The 14,588-nt window shown below is 52.8% G+C and carries 15 protein-coding genes, 2 tRNA genes and 1 other RNA gene; 13 read left to right on the top strand and 5 right to left on the bottom strand.

Annotated features, from left to right (window positions below; translation table 11 throughout):
* Positions 1–116: 116 nt before the first annotated feature.
* Positions 117–473 (top strand): helix-turn-helix domain-containing protein, encoded by a 357-nt coding sequence (locus tag JOE25_RS03755; RefSeq protein WP_037423795.1) that lies wholly within the window; start codon positions 117–119, stop codon positions 471–473.
* A 56-nt stretch (positions 474–529) separates the two neighbouring features.
* Here the strand turns inward: JOE25_RS03755 and JOE25_RS03760 are convergent.
* The 3 genes from JOE25_RS03760 to JOE25_RS03770 all read right to left on the bottom strand — a co-directional run bounded on the left by JOE25_RS03760 (position 530) and on the right by JOE25_RS03770 (position 1,268).
* A non-coding RNA gene (locus tag JOE25_RS03760) (RtT sRNA) lies at positions 530–650 on the bottom strand.
* 47 nt (positions 651–697) lie between these two features.
* Positions 698–787: transfer RNA gene (locus tag JOE25_RS03765), tRNA-Ser, on the bottom strand.
* Between the two features lie 391 nt (positions 788–1,178).
* Positions 1,179–1,268: transfer RNA gene (locus JOE25_RS03770), tRNA-Ser, on the bottom strand.
* Positions 1,269–1,679: 411 nt separating this feature from the next.
* Between JOE25_RS03770 and JOE25_RS03775 the strand changes: the two genes are divergently transcribed.
* The 6 genes from JOE25_RS03775 (at position 1,680) to JOE25_RS03800 (ending at position 8,640) form a co-directional block, all read left to right on the top strand.
* Positions 1,680–3,182 carry a peptide MFS transporter gene (locus JOE25_RS03775; RefSeq protein WP_209632788.1) on the top strand — a complete coding sequence of 501 codons (1,503 nt, stop codon included), beginning with the start codon at positions 1,680–1,682 and terminating at the stop codon, positions 3,180–3,182.
* Positions 3,183–3,310: 128 nt separating this feature from the next.
* Complete coding sequence (gene ghrA, locus JOE25_RS03780) at positions 3,311–4,252, top strand: glyoxylate/hydroxypyruvate reductase GhrA (RefSeq protein WP_209632789.1); 942 nt, start codon at positions 3,311–3,313, stop codon at positions 4,250–4,252.
* An 86-nt stretch (positions 4,253–4,338) separates the two neighbouring features.
* Entirely contained in the window at positions 4,339–5,076 is a 738-nt protein-coding gene (locus JOE25_RS03785) for a phosphatase (RefSeq protein WP_020826369.1), read from the top strand.
* 42 nt (positions 5,077–5,118) lie between these two features.
* Positions 5,119–5,706 carry a molecular chaperone gene (locus tag JOE25_RS03790; protein WP_209632790.1) on the top strand — a complete coding sequence of 196 codons (588 nt, stop codon included), beginning with the start codon at positions 5,119–5,121 and terminating at the stop codon, positions 5,704–5,706.
* A gap of 178 nt (positions 5,707–5,884) precedes the next feature.
* Positions 5,885–6,538, top strand: a complete 654-nt coding sequence (locus JOE25_RS03795) for a DUF533 domain-containing protein (protein WP_209632791.1) — start codon at positions 5,885–5,887, stop codon at positions 6,536–6,538.
* A gap of 68 nt (positions 6,539–6,606) precedes the next feature.
* Complete coding sequence (locus JOE25_RS03800) at positions 6,607–8,640, top strand: prolyl oligopeptidase family serine peptidase (protein ID WP_209632792.1); 2,034 nt, start codon at positions 6,607–6,609, stop codon at positions 8,638–8,640.
* A gap of 33 nt (positions 8,641–8,673) precedes the next feature.
* On the opposite strand, the gene exoX is transcribed toward JOE25_RS03800, so the two are convergent.
* Entirely contained in the window at positions 8,674–9,342 is a 669-nt protein-coding gene (gene exoX / locus JOE25_RS03805; RefSeq protein ID WP_209632793.1) for an exodeoxyribonuclease X, read from the bottom strand.
* 432 nt (positions 9,343–9,774) lie between these two features.
* Here exoX and dksA point away from each other — a divergent pair, with 432 nt between their 5' ends.
* Positions 9,775–10,200, top strand: coding sequence for an RNA polymerase-binding protein DksA (dksA, locus tag JOE25_RS03810; protein ID WP_209632794.1), 426 nt, complete (start codon positions 9,775–9,777; stop codon positions 10,198–10,200).
* Between the two features lie 172 nt (positions 10,201–10,372).
* Positions 10,373–11,326, top strand: coding sequence for a prolyl aminopeptidase (gene pip, locus JOE25_RS03815; RefSeq protein ID WP_209632795.1), 954 nt, complete (start codon positions 10,373–10,375; stop codon positions 11,324–11,326).
* A 29-nt stretch (positions 11,327–11,355) separates the two neighbouring features.
* Here pip and JOE25_RS03820 read toward each other — a convergent pair whose 3' ends face one another.
* Entirely contained in the window at positions 11,356–11,586 is a 231-nt protein-coding gene (locus tag JOE25_RS03820; protein ID WP_037420309.1) for a DNA polymerase III subunit theta, read from the bottom strand.
* Positions 11,587–11,959: 373 nt separating this feature from the next.
* Between JOE25_RS03820 and ftnA the strand changes: the two genes are divergently transcribed.
* From ftnA to JOE25_RS03840, 4 genes are all read left to right on the top strand, one after another.
* Positions 11,960–12,478, top strand: a complete 519-nt coding sequence (ftnA, locus tag JOE25_RS03825; protein ID WP_209632796.1) for a non-heme ferritin — start codon at positions 11,960–11,962, stop codon at positions 12,476–12,478.
* 323 nt (positions 12,479–12,801) lie between these two features.
* Entirely contained in the window at positions 12,802–13,185 is a 384-nt protein-coding gene (gene yobA, locus JOE25_RS03830) for a CopC domain-containing protein YobA (RefSeq protein ID WP_209632797.1), read from the top strand.
* A gap of 3 nt (positions 13,186–13,188) precedes the next feature.
* On the top strand, positions 13,189–14,070 hold the full coding sequence (gene copD, locus JOE25_RS03835) for a copper homeostasis membrane protein CopD (RefSeq protein WP_209632798.1): 882 nt from the start codon (positions 13,189–13,191) through the stop codon (positions 14,068–14,070).
* A 69-nt stretch (positions 14,071–14,139) separates the two neighbouring features.
* Positions 14,140–14,481: a YebY family protein gene (locus tag JOE25_RS03840; RefSeq protein ID WP_037420318.1), complete on the top strand. Its 342-nt coding sequence runs from the start codon at positions 14,140–14,142 to the stop codon at positions 14,479–14,481.
* The last annotated feature ends 107 nt before the right edge of the window (positions 14,482–14,588 follow it).

The raw sequence follows: 14,588 nt of genomic DNA on the forward strand, positions 1-14,588 counted from the left end.
TTATAGAAGTGCCCCTTCGTTAAATGCAATAATAAAAATTGCATTTAGTGCGAAACTGCTGCAACGTATCCATATCGGGCAGCGGATCTACCTGCCAATGTCATGGGAGCGTCAGCATGAACAGCACGGGTTTTATTACGGATTTGATTGAGTGGATTGATAACAATCTGGAAGAGAAGCTGGATATCAATACTGTGGCGGGCCGCGCCGGGTATTCCAAATGGCATTTGCAGCGAATGTTCAAACGCCAAACCGGCTATGCGCTGGGGGAATATATCCGTATGCAGAAGCTGAGGGTCTCGGCAGAGCGTCTGGCTAACAGCGGGGAGCCGATCGTCAGCGTGGCGATTTCACTCGGCTTCGACTCGCAACAATCTTTCAATCGCAGTTTTAAACGCCACTACGGTCAAACACCGGGTGACTGGCGCCGTGCCGTGATGCAGCCATCTATGGCGGCTAGCCGCACGCACTGAGGCAGATTGCAGACAAAAAAAGCCTGGACGTTAATCCAGGCTCTCTCTTTAAAATATGGCGGTGAGGGAGGGCTTGATTCGCTGCGCTCACCCTGCGGGCCGCCTTTGGCGGTCCAAAACGCATGCGTTTTGTCGAACCCTGTCGAGGATTCTCGCCCCTCCCGGTCCGTATAACATGCAAAAAAAAAAGCCTGGACGTTAATCCAGGCTCTCTCTTTAAAATATGGCGGTGAGGGAGGGGTTCGAACCCTCGATACACTTACGCGTATACACACTTTCCAGGCGTGCTCCTTCAGCCACTCAGACACCTCACCGTATTTTGTCGTTGCGTACTCACTGCTGCAACGGGGCGGTACTATAGGGAGAGCGAGCGATCCGGTCAAGCAGAATTTCTGCGATTCGGCGCGTCCGCTTAACCTGTGTTCGCTTTGCTGAAAACTGCGGCAAACCGCATGTGCGGAGGATCCCCCGTCAGAATTCCCTGTAATGCAGACAACAAAAAAAGCCTGAACTTTCGTTCAGGCTTTCTCTTTAGATTAGCACGGTGAGAGAGGGCTTGATTCGCTGCGCTCACCTTGCGGGCGGCCTTTGGCGGTCCAAAACGCATGCGTTTTGTCAAACCCTGTCGAGGGTTCTCGCCCCTCTCGGTCTGTATAACATGCAAAAAAAAGCCTGGACGTTAGTCCAGGCTCTCTCTTTAAAATATGGCGGTGAGAGAGGGGTTCGAACCCTCGATACACTTTCGCGTATACACACTTTCCAGGCGTGCTCCTTCAGCCACTCAGACACCTCACCGTTTTACTTCATCGCTAACGCATTGCGTTGTCGACGGGCGCTAATGTAGGAGAATCTGATCCCAGCGTCAACCCTCTTGTGACATAACCATGACTGTTTAGCTAAACTTGCAGCAATTTGCTGATTTCCCGAGCGATAGACAGTCGGATGGCACAGATTTTCAAGATGATTACGGGGCTAAATTATCTTTAAGACTATTATTTGTACATTTCACTGTGGGTTAGCTCAATATACCAGCAATGGCATTAGCTCTGGTGCTGATATATGCATTAATACTGGATTATTAGTCATATGTGTCGCTAAATGGAAGGGTGCTGACGTGGGGTTTTGGCAAGGAATATCACACCCCGCGCAGGTTGCCGGGCATTGCACTGGCGATAACACAGACAGGGACTGATCTATCAAATAATAATGCAGCAGAGGTTCACTTTGACTTCATCGGACTCCACAACGGCGGCGCCGCAGCGTCATGCCATCCCCCCGGGTGCCGGGGCACTGTTTTTTATCCAAATCTTCGCCACGCTGGGTTTTGCCGTGTTGTACTCCACGCTGGTGCTTTATGCCACCAAGCGTCTGGGTTTCAGCGAAGGCAACGCCAACGCCATGATGGGCGTATTTGGTGCGTTCAACTATGGGTTGCATATGTTTGGGGGTTACCTGGGCGGGCGTTTCCTCAGTAACCGCAACTTATTCGTGTTGGGTATGGTGCTACAGGTGATCGGCTGCGCGTTGATCGCAGTGGCAGGCGTCTGGGGCCTTTACTGGGGATTGGCGATGTTCCTGACCGGCAGCGGGCTGAACGTCACTTGCATTAATATGATGTTGACCCAGCGCTTTAAGCCGGACGACGATCGACGTGAAGCGGCCTTTTTGTGGAACTACGCCGGGATGAACCTGGGGTTCTTTGTCGGCTTTACCGTAGCCGGCTATTTCCAACTGACCGAAAATTATCGCGCGCTGTTCCTGTTTGCTACCCTGGGCAACGCGGCGGCGATTATCGTTGCCGTCAGCCGCTGGCGCATCCTGGCCGATCTCAACACGCCACTGCACGATGCCACTCGTTCACAGTACCGCTGGCGCATGTTGGTCGGGTTAGCCGTGTTGGTGCTACTGGTGCCGATCATCCGCGTAATGCTGACCCATGCGGAGTTCAGTGGTCATTTTGTTATTGGCCTCGGTGCGTTGATTTTCCTGATGCTGGGTGTGGTTACGTTACGTCATCATCCGCGTGATGAACGTCGTCGGATGACTGCATATCTCATTCTGGCGCTGGGTTCTCTGGTCTTTTGGGCGCTGTATCAGTTGGCCCCGATGGGGTTAATGCTGTTCTCCGAACACAATATCAACCTGAACGTTTATGGTATTCAGGTGGCACCTCAGTGGATTCAGAACATCAATACGCTGGTGATCGTGGTGGGCGGACCCTTGATGGCCTGGTGGTTTAATCGCCTGCGAGCACGTGGTTGCAAGATTGATATCCCAATGCAGTTCTCCGGTTCGCTGTTCTGCATCGGGCTGGGCATGCTGGTGCTGCCGCTAGGCATCAGCCTGGCCGGTGGTGATGGGTTGGTGGCATTTAAATGGATTGTCATCAGCTATGTGTTGCAGAGCATTGGCGAACTGATGATTTCACCGATCGGCTACGCGATGATCGGCAAACTGGCGCCACCGCGTTATCAGGGCGTAATGATGGGATGCTGGATGATGGTTACCGGTGTTGCCTCGGTATTGGCTGGTTACGTCTCCGGACTAATGCCTGAGAACAGTGGCAGCACCCCTGCGCTGACCAACCCCGGTTACAGCGAGGTGTTCAGCGCGTTGGGTTGGGGAGCCGCAGGCGTTGGGGTGGTGATGTTAATCTTGATCCCACTGTTACGGCGGTTAATACGGCACGACGCTCCTGTTGCAGCCTGAGATCCCGCAGTCTAAAAAACAGCCCCACTGGTCGGGGCTGTTTTCATTTTGGGCTTTAACACTTGCATCTGGCAGCGAATCGCGGAAGTCTGGTTGCAAATACATAAAAACAGACAGGAGCTGTGCAGATGGACATCCTTTTTTATCACCCTTTCTTTAATGCCCAGGAATGGATAGCAGGTATATCGCAACGTTTGCCGCAGGTGAGGGTGCGCGCCTGGCAACCGGGCGACGATCGCCCGGCGGATTACGCATTGGTGTGGCGACCGCCGCACGAGATGTTGGCTCACCGTGGAGCCCTAAAAGGGGTCTTTGCCCTGGGGGCGGGCGTCGACGCTATCTTGGATCAAGAGCGCCAGCATCCCGGTACTCTGCCGGCAGGTGTGCCGCTGGTGCGTCTTGAGGATACCGGCATGGCACAACAGATGCAGGAATATGCACTGAGTTACGTGTTGCGTTATTTCCGCCGTTTTGACGAGTATCAATTGCTGCAGCAGCAGCAGGAGTGGCGGCCGCTCGATCCTCATCAACAGGATCACTTCACTATTGGCATCCTCGGTGCCGGGGTGTTGGGGAAAAGCGTGGCGCAGAAGCTGACGGCGTTTGGTTTTAACGTGCGTTGCTGGAGCCGCAGCCCAAAACAGATCGACGGCGTGCAGAGCTTTGCTGGAACAGAGCAGCGCGCCGCGTTTTTAGATGGTGTGCAATTGCTGATCAATCTCTTGCCCAATACGCCGGAGACCGCCGGGATCCTCAATCAACAACTGTTCGCGCACTTGGCTCCAGGGGCTTATTTGATTAACCTGGCTCGCGGTGCGCATCTGGTTGAAGATGATTTGTTGCAGGCGCTGGAGCAAGGTCAACTGGCCGCCGCTACGCTGGATGTGTTCGTCAACGAGCCACTGCCACAGACGCATCCGTTCTGGCGTCATCCGCGTGTCACCATTACCCCGCATATTGCTGCCATCACGTTGCCGGAAGTGGCAATGGATCAGATAGCGGCAAACATCCTCGCGCTTGAGGCCGGGCAAGTGCCTGCCGGGTTGGTGGATGTGGAACGTGGCTACTGATCTTTCGGTGATGCACCTGCTAAGCTAAATATAAGAAACCGCCGCCTGCTGTTGTACTCCAGGCAGGCCGCCCAGAAGGAGAAGCAATGTACCCCGTTGATTTACATATGCACACCGTCGCCAGCACCCACGCCTACAGCACGCTGCATGATTACATCGTCGAAGCCCAGCAAAAGGGCATCAAACTTTTCGCCATCACCGATCACGGCCCGGATATGGCCGATGCACCGCATTATTGGCACTTTATGAACATGCACGTGTGGCCGCGTCTGGTGGATGGCGTGGGCATTCTGCGCGGTATCGAGGCCAACATCAAAAATCTGCAGGGCGATATCGACTGCACCGGTCCGATGCTGGATAAAATCGACGTGATTATCGCCGGTTTCCATGAGCCGGTGTTCGCACCGCAGGATAAAGCGGCCAATACCGAAGCGATGATTGCCGCGATGGCACAGGGAGATGTGCATATTATCAGCCACCCCGGTAACCCAAGATACCCGATTGATATTGCGGCGGTGGCGGCGGCGGCGGCGAAGTACGACGTGGCACTTGAGCTGAATAACTCGTCGTTCACCCATTCGCGCAAGGGCAGCGAAGACAACTGCCGTGCGATTGCAGCCGCGGTGCGTGATGCCGGCGGCTGGCTGGCGTTAGGCTCGGATTCACACATAGCTTTCTCGCTCGGCGGTTTTGAACACTGCGAGCGCATTATTGCTGAGGTGGAATTCCCGCAGGAACGTATCCTTAACGTCAGCCCACGGCGTCTGTTGGACTTTCTCGAGCGGCGTGGCAAGCCGGCGATTGCGGAACTGGCCGATTTGTGACATCGTCCCGGCAAATTTTTCCGTATTGTATAAGGCATTATCATGAATGAGTTTTCCGTTGTTTGCCGCGTGCTGGGTACGCTGTTTTACCGTCAGCCGCAGGATCCGCTGTTGGTGCCGCTGTTCACGCTGATCAAAGAAGGCAAACTGAAACAACACTGGCCGTTGGAGCAGGATGAATTGCTGGTACGTCTGCAACAAGGTTGTGATGTCAATCAACTGTCCACTGATTTCAACGCGATGTTTGTCGGCAGTGAATGCAGTGTCTCGCCTTACCGCTCTGCCTATGTTGAAGGGGCGTCTGAAGCAGAAGTGCGTACATTCTTGCAGCAACGCGGTATGCCGCTGAGCGAAGCACCCGCTGATCATTTTGGTTCTTTGCTGTTGGCGGCTTCCTGGTTGGAAGATCAGTCACAGGAAGACGAAGTGCAGGCGCAAATCACGTTGTTTGACGAGTACCTGTTGCCGTGGTGCGGTCGTTTCCTCGGCAAAGTAGAAGCTCATGCCACCACCGGTTTTTACCGGACGTTGTCGCTGTTGGCTCGCGAGTCTATCCAGGCAATGCGTGACGAACTGGCAGAATACGAACAGGAAGACGAGCAGCCGGGTGAAGAGGACGAACAGCCTTAACACCCGCTGGCCGGCTTGCACTTAAGGGTGAAGCCGGCTTTTCCTCCCTCGCCAATGTCTTGCTACACAGGTTTTCATCCCCCATACGTAAATTGACAAAAAATCCCCTAATCTGACGGTTTACCGGCGGTCTGGGCTTCATATGCCTGCGCCTCGTTTCCTACGCAAAGGGGTGATTATGAAAAATAACTGGATGCAACAGATCCAATCGATGATTGGGCAAAAGGCCGGTTCAATTGGCGGGTCAGAAGGTATCGGCAAACTGCTGGCCCCAACCGCGTTGGGGGGCCTTGTCGGTGTCTTATTGGCGAATAAGTCTTCACGCAAGCTGGTGGGGAAATTCGGCAAGAACGCGTTGATTATTGGCGGCAGCGCAGCGGTGGGGGCGGTGCTGTGGAATAAATACAAACAGCGGGTGAAAGAAACGCATCAGAGTGAACCGCAGTTTGGTTTGCAGACCACGCCGGTGGACTTGCGCGCCAAGCGTTTGGTGCAAGCCTTAGTATTTGCCGCCAAGAGTGATGGCCATATTGATGCGGAAGAAAAACTCGCCATCGATCACAGCCTGGAACAATTGCAGGTAGGCGAGGAAGCGCAAAAATGGGTGCAAGAAGCTATCGATCAACCGTTGAACCCGGACCTGATCGCCCAAAGCGTGAAAAATGAAGACGAAGCACTAGAAGTGTATTACCTGAGCTGCATGGTGATCGACGTCGATCACTTTATGGAGCGCGGTTATCTTGACGCTTTGGCGCAGTCGTTGAAGATCCCGGCGGATGTTAAGCAGGGCATTGAAAACGACGTGAATGAGAAAAAACGCGAGCTGGCATAGCGCCGCTTGGCAAGCCGGGGGGAATCGTGTCACTCTTGCCGTAATCAAGGTAAGCGGATGATTTAGCAATGATGACACCCCCTAAGGCAGAGAAACGTCCTTATCCTATCACTACGCACGGCGACACGCGTGTTGATGACTATTATTGGCTGCGCGACGATGAGCGCGCAGACCCGCAGGTGCTGGATTATCTGCAGGCGGAAAATGCCTTTACTGACGCGGCATTGAAACCGCAACAGGCGTTACGCGAAACGTTGTATGAAGAGATGGTGGCACGTATTCCTCAGCAGGAACATTCGGTGCCTTACGTCAGACACGGCTACCGCTATCAGACGCGTTTCGAACCCGGCAATGAATATGCCATTTACGTCCGTCAGCCCGAGGCAGAAAACACACATTGGGATACGCTGATTGACGGTAATCAGCGTGCCGAGCAGCGCGAGTTTTATACCTTAGGTGGGCTGGAAGTCAGCCCTGACAACCAACAGCTAGCGGTTGCAGAAGATTTTCTCTCTCGTCGACAGTACGACATTCGTTTCAAAAACCTCAGCAACGATACCTGGGCTGACGAAGTGTTGGAAAACACGTCCGGTAGCTTTGAATGGGCCAACGACTCGTCCACCCTGTATTACGTGCGTAAACATGCCAAAACGCTGTTGCCTTACCAGGTCTATCGTCATGTGGTTGGTACGGATCCGCAGCATGACACGCTGATCTACGAAGAGCTGGATGACACCTTCTACGTCGGGCTGGAAAAAACCACCTCCGAACGTTTTATTTTGATCCACCTCAGCAGTACCACCACTTCGGAAATCCTGCTGTTGGACGCCGATCGCGCCGACAGCGCACCGCAGGTGTTTGTGCCGCGCCGTAAGGATCATGAATACGGTATCGATCACTATCACCAGCATTTCTATATCCGTTCTAACAAGGACGGCAAAAACTTCGGTCTGTATCAAAGCGAACAGGCAGACGAAGCGCAGTGGCAGACGCTGATTGCCCCACGCATTGAAGTGATGTTGGAAGGCTTTAGCCTGTTCCGTGACTGGCTGGTGGTGGAGGAGCGTAGCGAGGGCCTGACTCAACTGCGCCAAATTCACTGGCAGAGCGGTGAAGAGAAACGTATTGCCTTCGACGACCCGACCTACACAACCTGGTTGGCGTACAACCCTGAGCCAGAAACCGAGCTGTTGCGTTATGGCTACTCTTCGATGACCACACCGACCACGTTGTATGAGCTCAATCTCGACAACGGTGAGCGCGTGATGCTCAAACAGCAGGAAGTGAAAAACTTCACCCCGGAAAATTACCGCAGTGAGCGGCTATGGGTGAAGGCGCGTGATGGTGTCGACGTGCCGGTTTCACTGGTTTATCGCCACGATAGTTTTGTACATGGTAGCAACCCACTGATGGTGTATGGCTACGGCTCATACGGCAGCAGCATGGATCCCGCCTTCAGCGCCAGCCGGTTAAGCCTGTTGGACCGCGGTTTTGTCTTTGTTCTGGCACATATTCGCGGTGGTGGGGAACTGGGGCAATTGTGGTATGAAGACGGCAAACTGTTCAAAAAGCAGAATACCTTTAACGATTTTATAGACGTGACAGAAACGTTGATCGCCCAAGGTTACGGTGACGCTAAACGGGTGTTCGCCATGGGCGGCAGTGCGGGTGGATTGTTGATGGGTGCAGTGATCAATCAGGCGCCCCAGTTGTTTAATGGCATTGTGGCGCAGGTGCCGTTTGTCGACGTGGTTACCACGATGCTGGACGAATCTATTCCGCTGACGACCGGGGAATACGACGAATGGGGCAACCCAAATGAACCCGCGTATTACGACTATATCAAGCAATACAGCCCGTACGATCAAGTGAAGGCGCAGGATTATCCGCATATGCTGGTCACCACTGGGCTACATGATTCCCAGGTACAGTATTGGGAGCCGGCCAAGTGGGTTGCCAAGCTGCGCGATCTAAAGACCGACGATCGCCTGTTGTTGCTGTATACCGATATGGATTCAGGGCACGGCGGCAAGTCTGGGCGTTTCAAGGCCTATGAAGACATTGCGCTGGAATACGCCTTTATTCTGGCGTTGGCGGAGTAACCTTCAGGCGGGCAGCGAGTGCTGCCCGTTTTTTCAGCCGATCAGATAGTATTTCAGCGTGTGCTTCATGTCTGGGCTGAGATCTTCGATGGATTTCAGCATCCAGCGCAAATAGCCTGGATCTTCCTGCGCGATCCTGTCTATTTCCTGCCCACGATACTTACCGAACTTAAATTTCTTCAGCAGCACCGGCTGTTCAGTGATTTGCGCCATTTGCTCCGGCGTCCAACCTGAATCCTTGATAATGCGTTGCAGCAATGCGGCGGTCACATAACAATCATACAGTGCCCGATGTGGGTACAATGTGGTGTCTTGCGGCAGTTGCACGTCCAGGTTCAGCGCATAGCGCAGATATTGGTTGCCGTATTTGATGTCTGGGTACAGAGTCCGCGCCAGCTTCATGGTGCATATCCAGGCACCGCTCATTTCCGGCAGTACGCCGCGATCAAAAGCCGCATTGTGCGCAACATAGTAGGAACTGCCCAAATAGCGCCCGATTGCGACTGCGATACGCGGTTTCCCTTCAACCATTTGCTCGGTGATATGGTGAATGGCCATTGCATCAATGCTAATGGGGCGGTCGGGGCTGACCAGGTCACTCATTGGGTTGGCGATTTGTCCGTCGATCAGATCAACAGAGGCCACCTCTACCACGCCGCCTTCCAGCCCGCAGGTTTCAGTGTCTATTACACGTAAATTCATGGTTTCCTCAGGGTGACTGCACAGGTTTAGCTTAACTGCCAGACGCGGCTATGCCAACCGTTGAAAGGGGGCAGTTTCAGGCAATAAAAAACCCGCCATGGCGGGTTTAACTACGGTTAGAAGTTCGCTTACTCGCCGGAAGTCTGGCCTTTCTTAGCGCGTTTGTCTGCGCGTTTCTCTGCGGGGGTTTTCAACGGCTTCTTCTTCGCATTTTTTTTGCTATCCATTCCCTTACTCATGATGGCCTCTCAGTTACCTATGGTTGGGTGGGTTGCTCAACCATTAACCTCCTTATGCCTAATGGATGCAAGCATGAAAGCAGCTGATTTAACTAATTGGTTGTTTATCTGCGTAATTTTGTTTCTGATGAAGGGCTGCTTTAAAATTATGGTATGTTATAATATAACAATTAAGTAATAGCCGGAGAGCGCAATGAACGTTGTGACCTTGTTAAACCCGCAGCAGCTTTTGGCTATGCCGGAGTCTGATTACATGAATCCGGCGCAGCGGGCATTTTTCCGCCAGCGCTTGCTGGACGAGCAACAAAAACTGTTGCAGCACATTGATGCGCTGAAGCGGGATATCGACAGCGGTGAAGTGTCCGGTGACGAAGCAGACAAAGCTGCCCGCGAAGAGGATTTGCGGCTGTTATTCCGCCAGTTGGATCGTGAAAGCCGTCTGCTGCCGAAAATTAGCGCAGCGCTAACGCGTTTGTATAACGGCGAATACGGCTATTGCCGTGAAAGCGGAGAGCCTATTGGTTTGGCACGTTTGTTGTTGCGGCCAACAGCGGAACTAAGCATTGAAGCAAAAACTGCGCAGGAAATGCGCGAACCGCATTTGCGTAAAAGAGGTTAAGTTTACCTCTGGTTCTCTACGACCTGCCGTTATTTTGCCGGCAGGTCGTATTCATTTTAAGCAAACGAACCATAACTTGTTGGGTAGGGTAGGAGTTTTCGGGTTTTACCGTTGACCAAATGGGCGGCTTCAGCTTTTATGAGGGGATGACCCACTGAGAGACGGAAGCGCCATGGAACAATTACGAGGTTTGTACCCGCCGTTAGCAGCATATGACAGCGGTTGGCTGGACACTGGAGATGGCCACCGGATCTACTGGGAGCTGAGCGGAAACCCGAACGGCAAGCCAGCGGTCTTTATCCATGGTGGCCCGGGCGGCGGCATTTCGCCTTATCACCGCCAGCTGTTCGATCCCCAGCGCTACAAGGTGTTACTGTTCGATCAGCGCGGCTGTGGCCGTTCCAAGCCGCATGCCAGTCTGGATAACAACACCACCTGGCATCTGGTGCAGGACATTGAACGGCTGCGCGAAATGGCCGGTGTGGATCAATGGTTGGTCTTTGGTGGTTCATGGGGTTCTACGCTGGCTTTGGCCTATGCGCAAAGCCATCCACAGCGTGTCAGCGAAATGGTGCTGCGCGGTATCTTCACCCTGCGTAAGCAAGAGCTGCATTGGTATTATCAGGACGGCGCTTCGCGCTTCTTCCCGGAAAAATGGGAACGCGTGCTGTCGATTCTTTCAGCGGAAGAGCGCAAGGACGTGATTGCGTCTTATCGCCAGCGCCTGACGTCAACGGACCCTCAGATCCAACTTGAGGCGGCCAAGCTGTGGAGCGTGTGGGAAGGGGAGACCGTCACCTTGTTGCCAAGCAGTGAGTCGGCTTCCTTTGGTGAGGATGACTTTGCGCTGGCCTTTGCCCGCATTGAAAACCACTATTTCACTCATCTGGGTTTCCTGGACAGCGACGATCAGCTGCTGCGTAACGTCCCGTTGATCCGCCATATTCCAGCAGTGATTATTCACGGCCGCTACGATATGGCCTGTCAGGTGCAAAACGCCTGGGATCTGGCGAAAGCGTGGCCAGAAGCCGAGTTGCATATCGTCGAGGGTGCGGGGCACTCCTTTGATGAGCCGGGCATCCTGCATCAGCTGATGTTGGCGACCGATAAGTTTGCCGGCAAATGACCAAAAGCCCGCCATAAAGGCGGGCTTTATTATTTGGATTTCGGTTCGTACGGCAGACGTGAATACTTGTGTGATTCAACACGGTAGTGCGCCACGCGTTCGCGGAAATAGTCACGCAGATGCGCTGGCTGCTCGCGTTCGACCATTTCCGGGATTACCGGCATGTTATAGCGTTCTTTGAACGCCACGCCAGACGCCGCGAGATCAACGTTCACCTTGTCCATCTCTTCTTTGGAAAGCTCTGCCAGATTGTAACCCACCGTATTCTCCTTACTTGTTACCGCATTGGATCAGCGCAGAAGGTAATGCACCGAGAGGCACTTGGCAAGCCCGAAGCGCAGAGGGGGATATCCGCAGATAATAACGTAGGATACGGAAGGTTATTTATTGCACCAATGGCAATGCAATCTATTTATTTTTTCAAATAAGAATGATTCGTTTTTTGATTAAATGTACGGATGTAAATAGTTATCATAATAATTTAAACATATAACAGAAAATAAATTAACACGTTGATTTTTAATCAATTTAAAATTAAATCCTTGATGATGTAAATCAAGTGTTTTTATTTTGTTTTTACCAAGGCATAATGCGGAAAAATTAAATTGATACCTGCAAAATAAAGGAATGATTATGCTGACGCCTGAAATGACCAAGAAGCTGAATGAGCAACTGAACCTGGAGTTCTACTCCGCGAACTTGTACCTGCAAATGAGCGCATGGTGCAGCGATAAAGGCTTTGAAGGCGCCGCTGCATTCCTTAAAGAACACTCTCAGGAAGAGATGCAGCACATGCAACGTCTGTTCGAATACCTGAGCGACACAGGCGCTTTGCCACTGCTGGGTACCATTGCTGCGCCGCCTGTTGAATTTGCATCCCTGGCTGATGTATTCCAACAAACTTACGAGCATGAGCAACTGATTACCCGCCAGATCAACGAGCTGGCGCACGCGGCAATGTCTGCGCATGATTACTCTACCTTTAACTTCCTGCAGTGGTATGTTGCTGAACAGCACGAAGAAGAGAAGCTGTTCAAATCCGTGCTGGATAAACTGGCGCTGGTGGGCAATAGCGGCAACGCACTGTTCTTCATCGATAAAGATTTGAAGAAAATGGGTGCAGCTGGCGAGAACGGTAACGGCCAGGTCTAATTATTGTTGTTAAAACCGCGTCCCGGTCTGCCCGGTGCGCGGTTTTTTTATGCCCTGTAGTTGTCGTGGCTTTACAGCGATATGTGCTACTGGATCGCAAAATGCCAGTGTTCTGCTCGACTTGCTGAATGGCACTCGTTATCATTTGACGTGATACGCTACAGGGATGGTAGAGAGTTAAAACAGTGGGTTATCATAATCCTATTCTTCTTCTGTTTACCCGTGGCGCAATCATCTGCGGTGGGTTGGGGCTGCTGATACATCGCCCATGCGGTTAGCCTTAACCCTTATTACCCTCGATTATTGCTTTAAGGGATATCACTGTGATCGGTAAAATTCGTTCTTCTTATCGCCTGCTTTCCACCATTTTTGTGCTGTTTGTTGGTTTGTCTTCACAGCAGGCTTTAGCACATGCTCATTTGAAAGTTGAAACACCGGCAGCAGATGCCAGCGTGAGTCCGGCACCGAAAGTGCTGACGCTGAACTTCTCTGAAGGTATTGAGCCTAGTTTTAGCGGCATTAAAATCACCGGGCCGAACAACGCTGAAGTGAAAACCGGTAAATTGCAGCTCGACGCGAACAACAATACCCAGGTTAACCTGCCTATCGAAGGTGAGCTGGCTGCCGGTAAATACAACGTTAATTGGCACGTAGTCTCGGTCGACGGTCATAAAACCAAAGGCCAGTACAGCTTCACCGTAAACTGATCCATGAGTCTGGCGACCCTGTTTGTCCTGTGTCGCTTTGTGCACTTTGCGGCGGTGATGCTGATGTTTGGCACCAGCCTATTCACCGCCTTATTGTCGCCGCAGCGCCTTTCCCCGTATCTCACCCGTGATGTGCGTCCCTTGTTGGTCTCTTGCACCTGGCTTGCCGGGCTTTCCGCCGTGGCATTATTGGCTATTCAAGCCGGGCAGATGGGGGACGGTTGGGCCGATACCTGGCGCCTGGAGGTTTGGTGGGCGGTGCTGGGTACGACCTTCGGCGAAGTCTGGCGATGGCACCTGGGCATTTCATTACTGGCGCTGCTGAGCCTGTGGCTGGCAGAACCGCGTCGTACACAACTCTTGGCACTGCTTTCTACATTATTACTGGTTAGCATGGCGTTTATCGGCCACGCGGCAATGCATGAGGGAATACTCGGTGTCCTGCACCGTTTTAACCACGCATTGCACCTGTTGGCAGCCGGTTACTGGTTTGGCAGCCTGCTGCCGTTGTTGGTCTGCCTGCGTTATCTGGCCCAACCGCAGAGCCGCAGCGATGCCGTCACCACGCTGATTCGTTTTTCACGCTGGGGCCACCTGGCGGTAGCGCTAGTGGTGTTAACCGGTGTGATTAACAGTTTGATTATTCTCGGCAGTTGGCCGTTGAACGTGGACTCCCCATACCAACGCCTGCTGTTGTTCAAAACCGCATTAGTGGCGCTTATGGTGATGGTCGCACTGGCTAACCGCTATGCCATCGTCCCAGCGATGAGCAGCATGCCACGGCTGGCACAGCGTGGGCTGGTACTCGCCTGTTGGACTGAGGTGGGGTTGGGGGCGGGTGTACTGCTGCTGGTCAGTTTATTTGCAACTTATGCGCCGGTGTAACATTCCGGCTTGCCGGATGCCCCCCAACTGCGGGAAAATTGAATCAAATAGCAACCTTAAGGCCATAACATGAAATCGGTATTACTTGGCATGACGCTGCTGGCAACCGCGACCGGTGCGCTGGCGGCAGACCAACTGGTTAACATCACCAAACTGGAATACGGTAAGCAGTGGGCGTTCACCAAAGAAGAAGTGACGCTTCAATGCCGCAGTGGCGGCGCACTGTTCGTACTCAACAACAGCACACTGATGCAGTATCCGCTCAATGCGGCCGCAGAGGCGCAGGTGAAAGCAGGGCAGCAGCGTGCCCAGCCGCTGGATGTCATCCTGCTGGATGACGCCGCCAACCCCGGTAAGAAAATGAGTGTTGAGCCGTACCGTGAACGTGCCGAGAAGCTCTGCGCTAACTAATCGCTTATCACACAATGGCTTAGTTTGAGACAACTCTGTGGTGAAAAATTGTGCGGAATTAATTTCTTCATGAAACTATCACCGAGCCTGTGCTGGCTGGCAAAAAT

It is taken from the genome of Serratia sp. PL17 (assembly GCF_017832355.1).
GTDB lineage: Bacteria > Pseudomonadota > Gammaproteobacteria > Enterobacterales > Enterobacteriaceae > Serratia.